Genomic DNA, 18,863 nt, shown 5'->3' on the forward strand with positions numbered 1-18,863 from the left:
TCGCTTCACTACGAGCAGCTACTACCAGCGGTAGTGAGCGAATGCCTTGTTCGATTCGGCCATCTTGTGGGTGTCTTCACGACGCTTTACAGCGGCGCCGAGTCCATTCGATGCGTCCAGAATTTCATTGGTGAGACGCTCAGTCATCGTCTTTTCACGACGACCCTTTGCGTAGCTCGTGAGCCAACGCAATGCAAGAGTGTTTGCTCGGTGCGACTTGACCTCAACAGGAACCTGGTAGGTCGAGCCACCGACACGACGCGACTTGACCTCAAGGGTCGGACGCACGTTATCGAGTGCCTTCTTGAGCGTGACAACGGCGTCTTGGCCGGTCTTCTCTGTAACGCCTGCGAGTGCGCCGTAAACGATGCGCTCTGCGAGGCCCTTCTTGCCATCAAGAAGGATCTTGTTGACAAGCTGGCTGACAATGGGGGCGCCGTAAACCGGATCCGCGACTACGGGACGCTTTGGTGCTGGTCCTTTACGAGGCATTACTTCTTATCCTTCTTCGCGCCGTAGAGGCTACGAGCCTGCTTACGGTTCTTAACGGCTTGGGTGTCGAGCGCTCCGCGAACGATCTTGTAGCGAACACCGGGGAGGTCCTTTACACGACCACCACGGATGAGCACCATCGAGTGCTCTTGAAGGTTGTGACCTTCTCCGGGAATGTACGCGGTGACCTCGGTGCCGTTGGAAAGCTTGACACGAGCAACCTTGCGGAGAGCCGAGTTCGGCTTCTTCGGGGTTGTTGTGTAGACACGCGTGCAAACGCCGCGCTGCTGCGGGTTGGACTTAAGGGCGGGAGCCTTGGTCTTAACGACCTTCGGCGAGCGTCCCTTACGCACCAACTGCTGAATGGTGGGCACTAAATTACTCCTTGATTTTGCTGCACGGTGACAGCGTCATGATGGTTAGCATTCGAAGCTCTTCTCAGAACTTCGAGTTCATCTGGACCCACGCCCCAGCCGAACTGATCGGATGGTTTGCGAATATGCCGTGGGGGTCAGCCAGAAGACTGAACCCTGTGGTGTGAAGTGACTCACGCATGAACCCCGCAATAGCGGTTTGGGCCGATGGCACGGTTCAAGCGCACGACAAAGCGCACACCTCAGAAAGAATAGCCCCCCGGACCGGCCGGGGTCAAATGGTCACAGCGCGCACGCAGCAAGCAAAACTTCCTGATGACTGCGCAATCGCGACTAGTGCTGAGCTGCAGATTTCTCTGCGACCTCTGCTTCCCACTGCGCGCGGGTTTCACGGTTGCGCTCGGTCACCTTGCGGCCGCGCTTGGCGACTAGTGCACCGGTCCACAATGCGACTTCGCGTGCGATCAATCCGCCAGCAATCACTCGCGGATCAATGAGTGCGAGGGCGAAGAGCAACTGAGCCTGCTCTGGAGTGTTCTGGATGACGCCGTTAGCGAGTAGAAGCACTCCAACCGTGCCGAAATAGACGACTAGTCCAACAATGATGCTGGCGAACACGTGAGCTGCCCAGCCCGCACGGTTCACGAGGAGGGCAATAATGATCGACCCGAGAGCGAAGAACGCAATGGGCACGTAAAACGCAGGTTGCTGCACGAACCCGATATCCACTCGACCTGCCTGTACGGCGTTAACAATCGCAACGGCGATCGCGAAGACGATGGCGAAAACCAGGGTGGAAACGAGGGCGATGAACACACCAAAGCCGCGGTTGCCTGCCGCCTTGGGCGGTGTCGGCGCGGTTACGTAAACAACGCGCGGTTCGCCGGATGCCGAAGTGCTCGTGGCGCCAGCGGCACTCGTAACGTTGGGCTCAGCCTCGGTGACGATCTCGGGCTCATACTCAACCACTGGTTCTGCTAACGGTTCGGCTTCGGCCTCGACCGTCGCGTCGTCGTAGACAGGGTCAGCAGATGCAGCAGATGAGTCGACAGCAGGCTCTACAAGCGGCGTGGCCGTCGTTGCTGTTGCTTCGTCGGTGGCCGTCTCGTCAACGACTACGGCATCCTCAATGTTGTCGTGGTTCAGATCGGAAGAACCACGCTCTACAGATGGATCGGTCATGACTGTTGCCTCCTCGTGCCAGCGACTGATGAGCCTAGTCTACTGAGCGAAGGTTCAAAAATGAGGAGAACGCCACGACTGAGTGCATCGTGGCGTTCTCGAGTCTCATCTGCGTCTAGTTGACGTTGGTTCCTTCACCGGTGGAAACAATCGTGGTCGGGCCATCAAGCAGCACATAGACGGCGCCGCTAATTGTCATCTCCCACGTCGTCAGGGTGCTGTCAGCCTCGACCGAAACATTCGCGACGGAAAATGATCTATCGGCAGACTGGACACTCTCGAGGAATGTGTGAATGGCGGAGTAGGAGCCAGCGATCTGGATGTCAACACCAATAGCTACTAGACCCGGCACTGAGGGCACCGACTGTGAAGCGGATGCTACATCAGGAGCGGGAGCAGGGGTCGCGGCATCCGTTTCAGCAGTGCCAGCTTCGTCGCCTTCAGCAGGCACGACCGGCGCAGCTTCCTCCTCGGGTGCTAGCGCATCCGCAGCGCTGACATAGCTGATTTTCACCAGCGTAACGCCAGCTGCTGCGGCTAGGGAGCCGAGTTTGCTTGCGAAGACCGACGTTTCGTGGCCGGTCGGAATTGACCGTTGCACTTCTGCCAAGTCTGCAAACAACGTGTCCGAGTTCTCGGACAGTTCTTTCAAATCAGCAAGCTCGTTCTTCTTTAGCGAGTTCTGCAGCTCAACGCTGGCGATCTCTTCGTTTGCGCTATCGGCAGCCGCGAGCGCGGGCGCTACTCCGGCGGCATAGCCCGCCAGCAGGATCACAATGACCGCGACGGCACCGATCAGACTCCACATTCGTGTCAATGTCATGAGCCGTTCTCCTCTTCATTCGTGCCAACCTCCGGAGCGGGAGTTTCGCTGGGAGCGGGAGTTTCGCTGGGTGCGGGTGTTTCTGTCGGCGCCGGAGCAGCCTCTTCCTCTGACTCGGCTTCTTCGCCTTCTGGCACGAAACCGTCGAAGCGATGAAGGAGCGCGTCGCGACTGATCAAAACTGCTACTTGACCGGTGTAATACCCCGCCTCGTCCCATTCTGCCGAGACAACCGAAATGTCAGCAACGCCGGGAACGTCAACTCCTGAGCGAACCCAAACATCAAGTTGCGCGAGCGTCGGGGCGAGAATTCGGATGTTGAACATTGCCATACGTTCCGGGTCTAGCGGTGAGACAGACTCCCCGTATCCCAGAAGCGGAGTGGCGGTTTCGAAATCGTAGGCACCAATCGCCATGCCGGAGGAAAGCTTGCCGCCCAGACCACTCACAATAGTTCTGACCGAAATCTCGGTAGATGTCGCGAAAATTCGAGCACTCGTGCTCGATTGGAGCTTCTGGTTCGCCGTGCGTACCTCGGTGTACTCGCCCTGTTGTTGGGTGAGTGAGAGCGTGGTCGCTCGAGCGTTATCTAGGGCGAGAACACGTTGCAGAGAGACTAGGTTCGCGCCACCCGCCGCAAGAATGGCGACTCCTAGCGCGATGATGGCGACAAAAATTGCTCGCCCTCTGGCACGATTGGCTGCCTTACGTTGGCCGACCTCTGGTGGCAAAAGCCTGACATGGGGTGGGTACGCAATCGCGACCTTCACCTCACGACGTGCTGCTGGTTTCTTGTCGCTCATGCTGATACCCCCGTGACCAATCCAAGTGCGAGAGACATATCTTGAGCGTCACCCGTGCCACGAAGGCCACGAGCCACAGTCACCAGCGAGAACGGATCAGGCTGCGTCGCCGGTACTTTGGTGAATTCGGAGACTGTCTCAACAAGACCGAGCAGGCGCGAACCGCCCCCGCTCATAACGATGCGATCGATTGCGCGGTTACTTCTCGCGTTCTGGAAGTACTGCATCGTGGCACGAATGGCCAAGAGTGTTTCGTTGACGAGTTCGAATGATACTTCGAGTGCTGGGCGCTGCTCTGGCGTTGCGCGCGCGGCAACAACACCAACCGAGCGTTTGATCGCTTCGGCATCACGCGTCGAGATGTCCATGCGCTGCGAAATTCCCTTGGTGATGTCGGCTCCTCCGCTGGGGAGAAGACGCACAAAGTGAGGTACGTGGCCATCGAGGGCGACGAGCGTAGTGGTAGCGGCACCGATGTGAACCAAAAGAGTTGTGAGGTTCGCTGACTCCGGCCCCGAGAAAAGTCTCGTGAGCGCGAAGGGTGAGAGATCGACGTTCTCCGGGTGGACGCCAGCAGCAACCGCCGCGTTCACGTTCACTAGGACAGGAGCCTTGATCGCAGCGACGAGCATTCCCGAGAGCATCGGGCCGTTTTCGCCCTCTGCCTCTGCGGCGGGGTAGAAGTCGAGGAGGGCCTCGGTCGCTGGCACGGGAAGAAGATCCTGCACTTGGAACGGAAGCGATTCGCGCACCTGGTTGAGTGGTAGTCGGGGAACTTTGATGTCACGCGCGAGCACCTTGGAGTTGCCGACTCCCAAAACGACTTCCTTCGTACGGATGCCAGTCTGTGTCCACAGTTTGCGGATGGCTGCGGTTACGGTCGCAGAGTCAATTACCTCTCCGGCACGCACGGCACCTTCGGGCAGCGGGACTTCACCAAAGCGAAGAATCGTTGGTCGTGGTTGTTGTGGATTCTCGACCTCGACAGCACGAATGGCTGTCGTGCCGATGTCCAGCCCTACTAGTTTCTTTCCCATATATCCCCCCGGTGACGATCAGCTAAGACCGCTCGCCACCATATATCCGTTCCAAATTTGTGATCCGAAAGCAATTCCCAACCATGCTCCCGCTATCATCCACGGCCCGAACGGAATTGCGGTGCGACGACGCGCCCGTCCGATCAGCAGCAGCACAACAGCGAAGACGCCGCCAAACAAGAATGCGGCGAATGCGCCAACCGCAAGCACACCCCAACCGAGCCAACCCAAGTAGAGGCCAAGAACGGCGGACAACTTCACATCGCCCATTCCCATCCCCCGTGGAGAGATAAGCGCCACAATGAAGTAGAAGACGAAGAGCGCTGCCGCACCGGCTAGGGCACCGAGGAGAGCACCCCAATTGCCGGTACCTACGCTCGCGAGAGCCAAGAGCGCAACTCCGACCAGAATCGACGGCAGCACGATCTTGTTTGGCAGTGTTTGAGTATCGAGATCGATCAGCGTCAAGGCGATCGAGATCGCCGCCAAATAGAGAAAGGCCGGCAAGGTCCAGATCAGGTTCGTCTCAGCGCCAACTACTGCCGCGATGACACCAAAAGTAATTGCCGTGCTCGCTTCGACGAGCGGATAGCGAGCAGAGATCGGCTCACCGCAGTCTCGGCACTTTCCGCGCAGCAACAGCCATCCCCAGACGGGAATGTTGTCGTACCAGCGAATAGCGTGCTCGCATTTCGGGCACGCGCTCGGCGGTGTCGAAATCTTTTCGCCCCGTGGCACGCGCCACACTACGACGTTCACGAACGAGCCGACGGCTAATCCAAGAAGCACCGCAAAGATAACGAGTAAAAAAGTTGCGGTCATCAGAGCTTGGCACCCGTTGAGGCGAACGCTGGCGAAACTTCAATCCACACGTTGACGCCATACGTTGTGGTCACCGGGGACAAGAACTTCGGAGGCGCTGTGTAACGCAGTCGCGTGTCATAGACGTAGTCCTTCGAGTATCCGCCGCTTCCCGAGCGCACGATTCCACGGAACTTCTGCGCAATTGCTCCGTTTACCGTCAGCGTTCCTCGCCCGTTACCCACACCGGGGTTCTGCACGGCGAACGTGTGCCCGACGGACAGGATCGCGGCATCGATGTGACGACTGCTGTCGTTGAGCACGGTCTGGTAGCTGCTACGAGCCGGGTTCCAAACCCACACAGCGTCGTTTCCGACGAGACCCAAAACATCCTCTTGCGGGTCGTTGTACCGAATGTTTCCCGTTATATACACGTAGTGCTCGGCGGAGAGAGTTGTCTGCCCACTGAGCGTGCCCTTGACGAAGAGGTCACCAGACCGACATCCGTATGAGCTGCTGGATGCGGACTCATTGTGAGTCGGGTAGCCAATGCCATTTCCGTTGCTCTGGCCGTCTGCACCCTCACACTTAAGACCGGAGGGACGATCATTGTTTTTGGTTCCCGAGTAGTTGGGGTCGGTGGAGACCGCGGGAACATCTTGCACGTAGATGACGTTGCTCGGCGGCAATGTGAATGTGTCGCCGGAGCTGCCAGTGATTCGGGAAACGTTGCCGCACTCTGACGGGGTGCTTCCGCCTGTCGCGGGCGAGCCCGTGATCCGAGTTTTCTTTGTCCACGGCGAGTGAACCGTGATGGTTCCGTTCGAGTTCAGGGTGATCTCGGTTGGCCCGGTGTAGAGGCAACCAGGACGAGGAACACCGTTGGTGACTAGATCTGATCGCGTTTCCCGAAGGTGCTGAGAGTTCGTAGCAGGCATTCCAATTACCGGGCTGAAAGCCGGTGAATTCGGTACGCCAAAAGTTTGTCCGCTGCAGCTGTAGCCGCGCGAGTCTCGGGGGTTGTACCGAAGCCCACTTGACGGCGCGTAGCTCGTCGTTACAGCACCGAGGAACGTCGCGTTACAGATCCGGATGGTGTCGTTGGAGTGGGCTGGACCGTCGACGACGTCGTTGCTACCGAAGGCAATCTCGCCGCAGTTTCCTGAGATGCCGCTGCGGCCATCCCACCAGTATTTAACGCACGAGCTTGATTCGCCCGAGAATGCCGGATCCTGAATTTCGTAGTCAGTGAAGTAGAGGAAGTCGATGAAGCCAGACTGCCGAAGGTCGGCCACGATGGTGCGAGTTTCTGCGCCGACTTTTCCTGTCGAACGCACACGAATGACGCCGCTGCCCGCATAGTCGGAGTTGTCAACTTCGTAGCGGAATGATGAAGCTCCGGCTCCGCCAGGAATGGGCACCCAGGGCTGACCCGCTGCGACATTGAAAGCAGGATTTGCATTCGCCCCGGTCGGCAGTCGCACGTCACTACCGGCAGAAAATGTCGCTGCCGGGTTTCCGTATTGCACATAGGAGGTGTCTTCTGAGAGCCGGCTCTGGTAATCCTCTACGCCCGCGTATGCCGCAGCGAGCGATGCCGACCATTGTTGCGTCGAAGCAGCCTGCCGGAACCCTCCAGTGGCGAAGGCCACGGCGCTAGTGACGAGCAGTCCCAGCACCACGGTAATGCCGATCACCATGGGCAGAGCGGCACCGCGTTCTCCGGCGATGCGAGCGCGCAATAATCGGATCATCGGTTGATTCCAATCCTAGAGAGACCGAGGTTCGGGATACCTACGGTATTTTCCAGACTTGCTGTTTTCGCACGTCCGGTCGGGTCAGTTTGTACGGTCATCGACACCTTGACAGCCGCCACCTGTCGACGCTGCGCCAGGGTGAGAGTTCCGCCAGAAGGGACAAGTTCGACGTTTTGGTCATTAAAGAATCGGAAGACCGGGGTCGTTCCGACCGCAATTTGGCGAACTACTGTCCGTTCGGATGCCACTGTTGGCTCAAAAGTGAAATAGCCAGACGTCAAGAGGCGGGCACTCCAACGCCGCTCAACGAGGGTGCGGTCGGCAGTAATCACGAACTCGACCTTGACGGGCTGGGGGTTCGCCGCATCCGTATCCAGGTAGGCCTGCAGCACGACGTGTTCTGCGCCTGCGTAGCTAAACACGGGATCGTTGAGCGTTGAACTAGCCACAGGGTTTTCAGTTCCCGAACGAATGACTCGCGTGAGCTCATTCATCGCGATAGTCGCGCCAGCAGTGTTCGACGTCGCGGAACGCTCGCTCGCAAAGGTGGTAGTAAACGTGATGAAGATGGTCATCACCATGGCCAAGAGCATTCCCATGAGAGCGATCGTGACGATGAGCTCACTCAGGGTGACTCCGGCGTCTTCACGACGGACTCGCGAAACATGAGCGAGCAGCGCTGTGCGAAATTTGTTCATTATGGTGCCACCCGGGGATCAACAGTCACTATTCCCGGAATGGCGGCGGTGCCACCAACAACGGGAGAATTGGCCTCACTAGACCCAAGATTCGTCCAGCCGCTGCCGCTGGCTTTTTGCATCTGCCACGTGCCGTACGGAAGTGCGATGTGAGTTGTGTCAGAAGCCAGCGAGTCGAAGGTCAATACATTGCTCGTGGTGCAGCCAGGATCGGCACTCCCCAATACCGGGTTGGTTGAAATCGCCCGAAGAACCTTCCCCGATAGGCCGTTCACAGCTACGAGCCCCATCGGAACAGTCAGATCGACGGTGTCCCCCGGATTCGCTGCGACCGGAACAGGGGTTGGCGAGCGATAGATGGTCCCTGCCACGTCGACCTCTGGCCACAGTACGGGGTTCGGTGATGCGCAATACGGCGCAGTGCTCGTCGTGTCTTCGGGTTTCGCGACATATTTTCCGGCATAGCCGATGTAGCCCGATCGCCACGGGAACAGGTCAACATCGCGAGAAAGGTTCGCGTTGCTGGCGCTGCTCAAATGAACCCCATAGGAACTACTAAAGGAGGTGGTCAAGTCCTTAGGAATCTGGATCTTGGCAGGAACCGGGTCAGAAATGTACTTCACTCGGAACTTCGCTGCTTTGTCGTAGTTGAAAGAGACTGAGCTGGCGGTGCCGGCGACGACCTGCGTGAGCTTGGTTGGCGCAGTAATCTGACCGGCATCCGTGATGTACCCGGAGCGTGAAACTTTGACGTTGTAATTACCCGGCGCCACCTTCAGGATGTAGCTGCATCCCTGAGCATCAGTTGCCGGTGGCGACACGGAAAGGTTTTGGGCACCGTTGGCGGGGGACGCCGGAGTGGCAGTCACTTGCACTCCCGCAGCACCTCCACCGGAGCCACTAATTACCGAAACCAGAATGGTTCCGAGCGCCGGGTCGTTAATTCGATCATCCGGAGCTAGGAGGGTGTCAAAGCGAACGGGCTGAGTGCCCTGGCGCATGTTCGGCCACGTCACGGCGATGTTGATGCGCTTGTACTGAAGGGTTCCGCCGCCGGTGCCACACGATGCCGAAGTGTTGCTCGACGACACCCACTGCGTGGAACGGGTCACGGTGAAGACATCGCCGTTGAGAGTCTTCGTGTAGGTGTCATCAAAGAGTGTGAAAACGTCGCCAGCATCTCGAGCCAAGTCAATTTCTTGAGAGGCGAGGTTTGCTGCAACGACGCGAGAACGGTTATCGCGGGTAACGCTGAGAACCGTGGTGAGTGTGTGAAGCACGCCAAGCGAAACAATTGCGAAGATCATCATCGCGACGAGTACTTCTAGAAGGCTCATTCCTGCGTCGGAGCTACGAAGACGCTGTAGAACCTGATGCATGATGAGCCCTTTCGTACGGGTTTAAGGGTTTCGGGTGAAACGGGAGAGAAGGGTTCTCTCGTGAGAGCGATCACTCCCGAGGTGTGAAAACGGGGCGCCGCCGCTTGGCGACGCCCCGTTCACGGTCTAGCTACGGGTTACGGTGTGTCACCCGAGAAAACGGTCGTACCGTTCGAGCTGGTGTACGTCCAGGTTTCATCGACGTAGTCCAAGTGCGAGAAGACGAGAATGTACGAGGTGGCAGTGGGCGTGACGCTGTCGAGCACAACTCGCGGAGTTGGCTTGTAGCCGTTGTCCTTGAGACCAGTTTCGTCAAGACCAGTAAACGAACCGTTGTTGCTCACCGCGAAGGTCTCAGCCGCGATAACCGAGTTAGCGATATCTGACTTAACCTGCGATTCCCAAGCGCCCTGGCGCTGGTTGAGGAAGAACGGGATGGCGATCGCGGCAAGGATGCCGATGATCAGAACAACAACGAGGAGCTCAACAAGAGTGAAGCCCTTCTGGTCGTTCTCGAGGTCGTTGCGCTTGGTGCGCAGTGCTTCATGCATACGAGTAATCATTTGGATTTCCTGTCTGTGGTTCGGATCTTGGACAGGGGCCCCCAGAAAAATGAGCTTCTCAGCCCCCCACAGAAATACTCTCAACATGTGCACCGGCTGAGAATCCCACAAACGGGGGTGAACTGGCGGAATTACGACCCCAGTGCGAGGGGGTAAACGCGAGTCGTGCCGGAATAGTCAGTCATCAGACGTGATATTGCAGGGCATGGTGCGCCCCTGCCACCCGCGCTAAAGCCAGACGGGGACGCTGCGGCTCGGGCCACATCGTCCCCGCCTGGGGCTGCTAGGTGTTACTTGATCTGGTCGAAGATGGCGAAGATAGGGAGGTACAGCGCGATCACCATCACGCCAACGATCGCGCCGATAACGCCGATCATAAGGGGCTCAATGAGAGCCGTGAGCTGCTCAGTGGTCTTTTGTACTTCGTCGTCGTAGAAATCAGCAATCTTAGAAAGCATGACTTCCATCGAACCGGCATCTTCACCGACCGCGACCATCTGCGTCACCATCGAGGGGAAGACACTTTCGCGGGCTAGCGGAGCTGACACCGACTGACCTGAACGCACGGAGTCCGCTACACGCTTAAGCGCTTCTTCAATCACGTAGTTGCCGGAGGTTTCTCCAACGATCGACAGCGCTTGAAGAATAGGTACGCCGGCGCCCAACATTGTTCCGAAGTTACGAGTGAATCGTGAAATCGAAACCTTGCGGAACAATGGCCCGAACACGGGCATCCGAAGCTTCCAGGGGTCGAGGAACTTGCGCACACGCTCAGTGTGCTTATTCTTGCGCCACCATGCGGCAAAAATTACTCCAGCAACGACAAGAATCGGCGCCACAAACTTCATTCCATCTGACATCCACACCAAGATCTGGGTCAGCAAAGGAAGTTCGCCACCGAGGTCAGCGAACATTTGCTGGAACACCGGAACGATGAAGATAAGCATGCCAACGACAGCGGCGATCGCCATGATCAAAACGACAACAGGATAGGTGAGCGCGGACTTAATCGTTCCGCGAAGCTTTACTTCTCCCTCAAAGTTGTTCGCGATTGACTCGAGAGCGTTGTCAAGGAATCCGCCAGTCTCACCAGCGCGAACCAAATGAATCATGATCGGCGGAAAGACTGTGCCGTGCTTGGCAAACGCGTCGGAGAGCGTTCCACCAGTCTCGACGTCCTGACGAATCTCGCTCAGAGCCTTCGCGAGAGTCGGGTTTTCCGTCTGCTCCGAGAGGATTACGAGAGCGCGAATGAGGGAGAGGCCCGACGAGATCATCGTCGACATCTGCCGGCTCATCACGGCGAGGTCATCGAGACCAACACCCTTCTGCAGAAAGCCGAGGTTGATCTCCATGTTGAGACCGGTGCCAGAACCCGCCTCGGTGACAGAGATCGGGCTGATCTCCATCGAGCGAAGCCGCATCAGAACCTGATTCTCATTCAGAGCATCAATGCGACCCTTAACGACCTTGCCCGACTGATCGCGGGCCTTGTACTCAAAGGACTTCGTCGTCGCAGCAGTAGAAGCCATTAGTTCGGTACTCCTGTTGCGCTATCGCCCATCAATCGGTTCATTCCCTCAGGATCGTGAGCCTTAGCCATTGCTGCTTCTTCAGTAATGGCGCCAGACTTCGCGAGGCCAGCAAGGTGCTGGTCCATGGTGTGCATACCGCCGCTACGGCCGGCCTGCATCGCCGACGGAATCTGGTAGATCTTTCCCTCACGGATGAGGTTTCCGATAGCAGGAGTCATCGTGAGCACCTCAGTGGCCACCACACGACCCTTGCCACTTGCGCGCCTAACTAGCGTCTGGCAGATAATGCCCTGCAGTACAGCCGCGAGCTGAGTGCGAACTTGCCCCTGTTGGTGCGGCGGGAAGACGTCAATGATGCGGTCAACAGTTTGCGCGGCATCCTGAGTGTGCAGTGTGGCAAACACAAGGTGGCCAGTCTCTGCGGCGGTCAGTGCAATCGAGATCGTTTCTAGGTCCCGAAGCTCACCGATCAGGATGACGTCGGGGTCTTGACGAAGAACGTGCTTGAGCGCCGCCGTGAACGAGTGCGTGTCGCGGCCGACCTCACGCTGGTTGACCAGCGACTTCTGGTTGCCGTGCAAGAACTCAATCGGATCTTCCACCGTCACGATGTGGTCAGCGCGAGTGCGGTTCACCAAATCGATGAGAGCAGCGAGCGTTGTCGACTTGCCAGAACCGGTTGGACCCGTCACGAGTACAAGGCCACGAGGAAGAGTCGCGAACTGCGAAACGGACTCCTGGATACCCAAATCCTTCAACTGCTTGATCTCAGTCGGAATGATTCGGAAAGCAGCGCCCATGTTGCCGCGGTCCATGTAGAAGTTCACCCGGAAACGGGCAGCCTCAGAAAGCTCAAATGCGAAGTCAAGCTCGAGAGCCTCAAGGAACTGGGCCTCCTGCTTCTCATCGAGAATGCTGAAGAGTGCGTTTCGGGTGCGATCCTTGTCCCACTCGGCTGAACCCTCAAGCTGCTGAAGGCCACCATCAACGCGAATCATCGGCACCGCACCGGAAGCAATGTGGAGGTCAGAGGCGCCCGTGTAGACGACCTCCTTTAGCGCGTCGAGAAGTTCTGGGTTTGACCCTTCCTTCGCGGTCAACTCCATCTCGGGGCGCAGATCGCGCTCTTGCTCAACGATCTTCGGAACCGAGAGCAGCTGAGACTCACGCGGAGCCGCCGCTTGCTCGGCACCGAAGCCGCTCGTGAAGGTCAAAAGACCCTCGGTCACGCCGGGAGGCGGGAAACTAGTGAAATCTTCCGTCGGCGCATCAGAGCTCGACACATCGAGGAGTCGCGTTGCCGCATCTTCCGCAGGCGCAGCGGCTGGCGCTGGCTCCTCGGCGGCCGGGGGCGCGGCGAATGTTTGAGCGGCGGCTGCCGGAGCATCCGATGCTTCAGAATCTGATGCGTCAGAAAAATACGGAACTTCGGCGGCCGTAGCCGACGGCGCTGGAGGCGGAGTGGGAATGGAAGCACCCGCTGCTGACGTAGCGGCAGAGGTCTGAGACATTGCTCCTGCTGCAGCCTGACGGAACAGCTCATCAAGAGAATCGATTGACGTCACGGGCTCAGATGCCATGCGGCGCGCGCGACGCCCACCCTCAGCGGCGTCCGCAGAGGGTGCGGATGCTGCTGGCTCGGCCGGAGCTGCAGGTGGCGGTGTTGGAGCGGCAGCTGCCGGAGCCGCCGGTGGGGCGGATGCTGGAGTCGGTCCTGGCACACTCGCTGGCTCATTGCTGTTGATCGAGCCAGAAGGCGGTGGAATTGTCGGAAGCGGTGAGGCCGGCACGGTCGCTGCCGAAGCCGCGGGTGCAGCGCCAGTCTGCGCCCACTCCGGGAACGGAGTCGACGACGCCTGCGGGTTGCTCGGCCCGGGAACACTCGTTCCCGCAGCCGGAGGTGGAGAGTTCGTGGGAACACTCTGCCCAGAAGGCGCACTCTTCCCCTTCGGTGTGAACAAACTTTCGTCTACCGATTGCGACGGGATGTCGTAAATCCGCTTAGCCATAATTCCCCCAGATACTTCGTCTTATGCGACGACGCGCAAAATCTCTTCGATGGACGTCAAGCCCAGTTGAGCCTTAGCCCAACCATCCATGCGCAGAGTGCGCATCCCCTGCTCGATCGCGACGCGGCTGATCTCCGCGCTAGATGAACGAGCAACGGCGAGACGTTCAATCTCTTCAGACACTGCCATCACTTCGTGCAGTGCAATTCGACCGCGGTATCCCGTCTTGGAACACACAGTGCACCCGACAGGTGCGTACAAAGTCGGCATCGGACCTTCTGGGTTGAAGCCGACCTTCAAGTTAACGAGATCCTGCGGGTTGTGAGCTGCAGGCTGCTTGCACCGATCGCAAAGGCGTCGGGCAAGTCGCTGAGCGACAACACAGTCAATTGCGGAACCAACCAAGAATGGCTCAATGTCCATCTCAATCAGTCGCGTGATAGCGGCTGGTGCGCCGTTGGTGTGAAGCGTGCTCAACACAAGGTGACCGGTGAGTGCGGCTTCGATCGCAATCTGCGCCGTCTCTTGGTCTCGGATCTCACCGATGAGAACAACATCCGGGTCAGAACGCAGAATTGAGCGCAGCGCACTAGCGAATGTGAGCCCAGCTTTAGGGTTGACCTGCACCTGGTTGATGCCAGCCATGCGGTACTCCACCGGGTCTTCAACCGTGATGACGTTGATCTCGGGACGCGCAACAGCGTTAAGCGTTGTGTAAAGCGTCGTCGACTTACCAGAACCCGTTGGCCCGGTAACGAGGATCATTCCGTAGGGCTTCGTGTACGCCTCTTTGTAAATCTTGGCGTTGTGCTCAAGCAGGTAGAGCTGGCTCAGGTCGAGTGTCGTGTTCGAGTTGTCGAGGATTCGCATAACGACTTTTTCGCCGTAGACGGTCGGCAACGTTGCCACGCGAAGGTCAATCTTCTTTTGACCGTGGATGACCGAGATGCGGCCGTCTTGAGGCTTGCGACGCTCAGCAATGTCCATTTCGGCCATAATCTTGAGGCGCGAGATCACGCCGTTCTGGATCTGGCGGGGTGCACGCTGCATTTCGTGCAGAACACCATCGATGCGGTAGCGAACACCAAGGTCGTGCTCGCCGGGTTCGATGTGAATATCGGATGCCTTGTCTTGGATGCCCTGGCTAATCAGCAGGTTCACAAAACGAACAATGGGGGCGTCGTCTTCTGTCGGCTCGTTGTTCGAAGCGAGGGCAACATCTGTGGACGTTGCCTCTTGCTCAAGCTCGCTACTGAGGCTCGAAAGCTCGCCATCGGCACGGTGGAAACGATCGAGAGCTGTCTGAAGGTCGCTGCGCTCAGCAACCACGACACGGATTTGGCGTCCGGTAGCCGAACGGATGTCATCTAGGGCGAAAATGTTGCCAGGGTCGACCATGGCCAACACGAGGTATCCCTCGGAGAACGCAATGGGCAGAACCTCATGGCGACGGCAGATTGCCGCCGGTGCGAGAGCGACCGCTTGGTGGTCTACAGCGAAGTCAACAAGCTCGACAAACGGAACTCCTGCTTGCGCAGCACGCGCCGATGCGAGTTGCGCCGGCGAAATTGTTCCGCTGTCGAGTAGATTTCTGACGAGTGCTTCTTCATCAGAATGTGAAGTGCCCACAGAATCGATGCTCTCAATCGGCATCATTCCACGAAGAATCAATACTTCAGCAAGTGTTGTCACGCGTGCCTCCCCCCAAGGTCCTAGCAGAGTCCCACGCTAATCGAGACACATCAGCACCACTAGTCCCACATGCGAGGGGTAGTCAAGACGTTTCAGGAAGCCCATTCGCCGCGAGTCGCAGCATTGATTACCAAATTCGTGTTTTTTTCGACGTAAGCAGCCAATCGAGGCAACGCACACTCGTTGATCACGTCGGCGATGTCTTGACTCTGGCGGTGAGCGCGTTCGCTGACGGTCGAACGCGCTTCGTCGATGCACGAACGGCACGGCAGAGTGGCACGTCCGCCTACTCCAGTGCAGTGACGATCTTCATGGAGAGCAACAGCGAGCTGCATCGATACAAGCTCGAGCGTCTCAACGAGGGAATGTACAAGGTCGTGCGGCCAGTGTCCACGCCGATCGAACGCGGCGAATTCGGATGCCCGGCAGTTCACGCATCCCGCGGCAGTGCCCGCCTCGGGGCTGCGCCATTCGGAAACCAGGCGGTACCAGCGCTGAAGTGAACACTCAATGAGATCGTTAACCGCGTGACGATTCACAAGCCCTTCGCCCCCTTGATAGTTACGACTAGTCGATGGTCGCACCGCGGGGCTCATTGTGGCAGTCGTCACTATGAATGACACCCGTTTGGGGGACAGACAGAAAGTTCCGGTACGGTTGTCGTAGGCAGGTGCGAATCTGTGACACTAGCTAGTTCACCCTGATCCGAACGGGGACCTGATTGACAACGCAGGATAATGTTCAGCGCACTTATCGCGTAGGACACGTGGATGACCACGAGACAGTGCAACTGGGCTTCGCCTCCCTACTTTCGCAGTGCCCGGACATCACTCTCGTTGAATCAGTTTCACGCGTGAGCGAGCTCAGTTCACTCGCTGATGGCCTCGACTTGGTCGTGCTCGACATACGCCTCTCTGACGGCAGCACTGTTGAGTCGAACGTCGCGTGGCTACGCGAGCAGGGAGTCAACGTTCTCGTTTTCACCGCAGCAGACAATGCTGGTGAGGTGCGGGCGGCATCCCGGGCCGGGGTCTTGGGCATCATGCGAAAGTCTGAATCCCGAGACGTGATTGTGGATGCAGTGCGTGAAGCCGCCCGCGGAAACCCGGTAGTCACCACCGACTGGGCTGCAGCCCTTGACTCCGACCCTGAACTCGCAGCTGCCGGACTGAGTCCCAAAGAACAAGAAGTACTGGCTCACTACGCCTCTGGGGACAAATCGATCGCTGTCGCTCATCGCGCTGGTCTCTCGTCGAGCACGGTCGCAGAATATGTGCGCCGCATCCGCCACAAGTACGCCATGGTCGGTCGCCCGGCCCACACCAAGGTTGACCTCTACAAACGCGCCGTCGAAGACGGCATCCTTCCCCCACCGAACTCGTGACTTACGTCTCGTGAAGTCGCCATTGTCACGCCAGCCGATAACTGCCAGCGCAGAACTCGGTGTGGTTCGCGTTATGAGCGCGGTACTGGCCGCAACCACGATGCTTTTTCTCGCATTGACGGTTGGTTCGCTCACGGATCAGAAACCGTTCGTCGTTGAGCACTGGCAGACCGTGGCCGCGATGACAGTTTTTGGGTTGCCGGTGTTGATGGCGGCAGCGTCACCATGGAGTTCACTCCGCGTTCTCCGTGCGATGCACGGCACTTATGCGCTTCTCTTTACCGCCGTTGTGCTGAGCTGGATCCCCGCCTTCATCAACGGCCCCATGCCCGCCGAGATGGCACCCTGGACCGTAGGCATGACTGCTCTCGCGACTGTTCCCGCTGCAATCGCTTGGCGCCCGACGATCACGTGGACCTTTCTCATTGCAAGCTCGCTCGTCATTGCCCCCATTCGAATCATCGCTGACGGTGGTGCCGACGTTTCTCTCGCCTTTCAGTTCGCGTTCTTCACCATTACGGTGTGCGCGGTGTTCACCGCGGTAGCCACTGTCGCGATTCGCGCCGGCCGAGACGTGGACGTGGCAACCGCTGCGGCGCGGGCATCATCAATGCGTGCCGCAGCGTTGACCGCACGCGCCGAAGAACAAGCTCATCTCGATGCGCTCGTTCATGACGAAGTAATTGCCACCATCTTCGCTGCGGCAGGCGCCGGGAGAAGCGATTCGGAGTCGACGCGGACACAGGCCGCGCGCACGATCGAACGACTGAGCGAGCTTCACGAGGCCACAGCCAACGTTCCCGAACTCATCCACTCTGACCACCTCGTGCAGGGGCTGGCAACCTCCATCGCAGAGACGACGGATGCCGCAGAATTTACCGTGACCGGCGTGCGACATCCCCCGATCCCGTCGTCAATTGCCAGCGCGCTCATTGAAGCGACAGTCGAGGCACTGCGCAATAGTGTCGTGCATGCTGCACTTGGCTCGGCACTCGTCACTCGCACCGTCGCGCTTCAGCTGAGCGATGACCGCGTTGACGTCTCGATCACCGATGACGGGCGTGGATTTGATGCTACCCAGGTGCCGAAGAATCGCCTCGGCATTATGGTGAGCATCTTGGGCAGAGTCAATGCGCTACCTGGTGCAAGTGCAACAGTGTGGTCGCAGCCGGGCGAAGGTACTCGAGTGAGCGTCGGGTGGCACGGATGAAGCCCTATGCGGGCATTCCGCAACGGCTAGAACTACCCGAACTGACCGGTCGTGGAGCCCATCTGCTGATTTGGATCTACTACGCCACAATGTCGACGCTCGCCGTGCTCTCTCTCGACGATGTGCACTCCCCCACAATCGTCTATCTTTCCGTGGTCGTCTTCGGCGCGATCTGGTTCGCACTCACTCAAGACACGAGCGAACGAGTCAGTGTTCGAGTGTGCGTGTTCGTTATCTCGGCCAGCGTCTTCACCACGGTGCTCTCGTCGTGGAATGCGATCAACGGCGGTTTCTCGCAGTGGTATGTCGGTGCGGGGGCGCTCGTCATGTTCTATCTCAGTCTTCGCGGTCGTGATTTGCTCGCGTGGGCCGGTTTCGCCGCTATTGGAGCGGCCGCTATCATCTGGGGCCTGACCACCGATGATCGTTTGCTTGAATCAATTCTCTTGGTAGCCCGCCAAGCGCCGATCGTTCTGGTCGGCTCCCTCTTTGCCTACGGCATGAAGAGAACCAGTAAGAGGCTAGAAAACGTGCACGACGCCGACACCGCTCGGGTAGCGGCCGAGGCTGCGGCCCTCGCCCGAACCGCAGAACGTTCACGTCGTCTCGCAGCGCTCGATGCGGCGGTTGGTCCTCACTTGCAACGCATCGCTGATGGTTCCCCGCTGAGCGATGACGACCGGCAGGAACTCCTCGTCGCAGAAGCACGACTCCGTGACAGCCTGCGTGCCCGCCAGCTGGACTTACCGGAAATCGTTGCGGCCGTTCAACGCGCTCGACGACGTGGTGTTGTCGTGCTACTGCTCGACGATCGTTACCCTCTGGCACTCCCCGCCGGGGCACTATCGCGCGTCATCGATGCGTCGGTTCGGATGCTCGACAATGCGAGCGACGGCACAGTCACCATTCGCCTGCTTCCCGCCGGCCGGCAACTTCTCGCAACTCTCGTGGCTGACGGCCATGAGTATTCCAGAGCCGAACTGCCAAGCGCTCTCGCAGATACCGACGCCTCAGAGCCAGTAACCCGCAACTGGTAGCGATAGCGGTAGCGGTAGCGGTAGCGGTAGCGGTAGCGGTAGCGGTAGCGGGTAGCCAAGAGCGGGAAGCGCGAAACCGCTACAACA

The 18,863-nt window shown here is 58.5% G+C and carries 19 protein-coding genes; 4 read left to right on the plus strand and 15 right to left on the minus strand.

Features of this window, described 5'->3' with window-relative positions; genetic code table 11:
• Window positions 1–21 precede the first annotated feature (21 nt).
• The 13 genes from rpsG to AC061P_RS11865 all read right to left on the minus strand — a co-directional run bounded on the left by rpsG (window position 22) and on the right by AC061P_RS11865 (window position 13,024).
• Complete coding sequence (gene rpsG, locus AC061P_RS11805; protein WP_010203848.1) at window positions 22–492, minus strand: 30S ribosomal protein S7; 471 nt, start codon at window positions 490–492, stop codon at window positions 22–24.
• On the minus strand, window positions 492–866 hold the full coding sequence (rpsL, locus tag AC061P_RS11810; protein ID WP_097060154.1) for a 30S ribosomal protein S12: 375 nt from the start codon (window positions 864–866) through the stop codon (window positions 492–494). Before rpsL ends, rpsG begins: the two co-directional genes overlap by 1 nt.
• 333 nt (window positions 867–1,199) lie before the next feature.
• Window positions 1,200–2,048: a hypothetical protein gene (locus AC061P_RS11815; protein WP_449647453.1), complete on the minus strand. Its 849-nt coding sequence runs from the start codon at window positions 2,046–2,048 to the stop codon at window positions 1,200–1,202.
• A 115-nt stretch (window positions 2,049–2,163) separates the two neighbouring features.
• On the minus strand, window positions 2,164–2,871 hold the full coding sequence (locus AC061P_RS11820; protein ID WP_449647454.1) for a hypothetical protein: 708 nt from the start codon (window positions 2,869–2,871) through the stop codon (window positions 2,164–2,166).
• Entirely contained in the window at window positions 2,868–3,674 is an 807-nt protein-coding gene (locus tag AC061P_RS11825) for a fimbrial assembly protein (RefSeq protein ID WP_449647455.1), read from the minus strand. The genes AC061P_RS11820 and AC061P_RS11825 overlap by 4 nt, the downstream gene beginning before the upstream one ends.
• Window positions 3,671–4,711 carry a type IV pilus assembly protein PilM gene (gene pilM, locus AC061P_RS11830; RefSeq protein WP_449647456.1) on the minus strand — a complete coding sequence of 347 codons (1,041 nt, stop codon included), beginning with the start codon at window positions 4,709–4,711 and terminating at the stop codon, window positions 3,671–3,673. Before pilM ends, AC061P_RS11825 begins: the two co-directional genes overlap by 4 nt.
• Before the next feature lie 18 nt (window positions 4,712–4,729).
• Window positions 4,730–5,533 carry a prepilin peptidase gene (locus AC061P_RS11835; RefSeq protein WP_449647457.1) on the minus strand — a complete coding sequence of 268 codons (804 nt, stop codon included), beginning with the start codon at window positions 5,531–5,533 and terminating at the stop codon, window positions 4,730–4,732.
• Window positions 5,533–7,266: a hypothetical protein gene (locus tag AC061P_RS11840; protein WP_480391271.1), complete on the minus strand. Its 1,734-nt coding sequence runs from the start codon at window positions 7,264–7,266 to the stop codon at window positions 5,533–5,535. The genes AC061P_RS11835 and AC061P_RS11840 overlap by 1 nt, the downstream gene beginning before the upstream one ends.
• A complete protein-coding gene (locus AC061P_RS11845) occupies window positions 7,263–7,967 on the minus strand; it encodes a prepilin-type N-terminal cleavage/methylation domain-containing protein (RefSeq protein ID WP_449647459.1) in 705 nt (234 codons plus the stop codon). Before AC061P_RS11845 ends, AC061P_RS11840 begins: the two co-directional genes overlap by 4 nt.
• A complete protein-coding gene (locus AC061P_RS11850; protein ID WP_449647460.1) occupies window positions 7,967–9,346 on the minus strand; it encodes a type IV pilus modification PilV family protein in 1,380 nt (459 codons plus the stop codon). The genes AC061P_RS11845 and AC061P_RS11850 overlap by 1 nt, the downstream gene beginning before the upstream one ends.
• Before the next feature lie 137 nt (window positions 9,347–9,483).
• Window positions 9,484–9,909, minus strand: coding sequence for a prepilin-type N-terminal cleavage/methylation domain-containing protein (locus AC061P_RS11855; RefSeq protein ID WP_449647461.1), 426 nt, complete (start codon window positions 9,907–9,909; stop codon window positions 9,484–9,486).
• A 290-nt stretch (window positions 9,910–10,199) separates the two neighbouring features.
• The gene (locus AC061P_RS11860) at window positions 10,200–11,441 is read right to left on the minus strand and encodes a type II secretion system F family protein (protein ID WP_449647462.1); all 1,242 of its coding nucleotides are present in this window, start codon (window positions 11,439–11,441) and stop codon (window positions 10,200–10,202) included.
• Window positions 11,441–13,024, minus strand: a complete 1,584-nt coding sequence (locus AC061P_RS11865) for a type IV pilus twitching motility protein PilT (protein WP_480391272.1) — start codon at window positions 13,022–13,024, stop codon at window positions 11,441–11,443. Before AC061P_RS11865 ends, AC061P_RS11860 begins: the two co-directional genes overlap by 1 nt.
• On the opposite strand from AC061P_RS11865, the gene AC061P_RS11870 reads away from it, so the two are divergent.
• Window positions 13,023–13,439 (plus strand): hypothetical protein, encoded by a 417-nt coding sequence (locus AC061P_RS11870; RefSeq protein ID WP_449647464.1) that lies wholly within the window; start codon window positions 13,023–13,025, stop codon window positions 13,437–13,439. The two genes, AC061P_RS11865 and AC061P_RS11870, sit on opposite strands and share 2 nt — an antisense overlap.
• A gap of 35 nt (window positions 13,440–13,474) precedes the next feature.
• Here the strand turns inward: AC061P_RS11870 and AC061P_RS11875 are convergent, their stop codons facing one another.
• Together AC061P_RS11875 and AC061P_RS11880 are read right to left on the minus strand one after the other, a co-directional pair.
• A complete protein-coding gene (locus AC061P_RS11875) occupies window positions 13,475–15,145 on the minus strand; it encodes a GspE/PulE family protein (protein WP_449647465.1) in 1,671 nt (556 codons plus the stop codon).
• A gap of 92 nt (window positions 15,146–15,237) precedes the next feature.
• Complete coding sequence (locus AC061P_RS11880; RefSeq protein ID WP_449647466.1) at window positions 15,238–15,684, minus strand: hypothetical protein; 447 nt, start codon at window positions 15,682–15,684, stop codon at window positions 15,238–15,240.
• A gap of 227 nt (window positions 15,685–15,911) precedes the next feature.
• Here AC061P_RS11880 and AC061P_RS11885 point away from each other — a divergent pair, with 227 nt between their 5' ends.
• The 3 genes from AC061P_RS11885 to AC061P_RS11895 all read left to right on the plus strand — a co-directional run bounded on the left by AC061P_RS11885 (window position 15,912) and on the right by AC061P_RS11895 (window position 18,776).
• Window positions 15,912–16,529, plus strand: coding sequence for a LuxR C-terminal-related transcriptional regulator (locus AC061P_RS11885; protein ID WP_449647467.1), 618 nt, complete (start codon window positions 15,912–15,914; stop codon window positions 16,527–16,529).
• A gap of 73 nt (window positions 16,530–16,602) precedes the next feature.
• Window positions 16,603–17,739, plus strand: coding sequence for a sensor histidine kinase (locus AC061P_RS11890; protein ID WP_449647468.1), 1,137 nt, complete (start codon window positions 16,603–16,605; stop codon window positions 17,737–17,739).
• Window positions 17,736–18,776 carry a hypothetical protein gene (locus AC061P_RS11895; RefSeq protein WP_449647469.1) on the plus strand — a complete coding sequence of 347 codons (1,041 nt, stop codon included), beginning with the start codon at window positions 17,736–17,738 and terminating at the stop codon, window positions 18,774–18,776. The genes AC061P_RS11890 and AC061P_RS11895 overlap by 4 nt, the downstream gene beginning before the upstream one ends.
• Window positions 18,777–18,863 lie beyond the last annotated feature (87 nt).

This window comes from Rhodoglobus sp. G.S.4 (assembly GCF_056619605.1).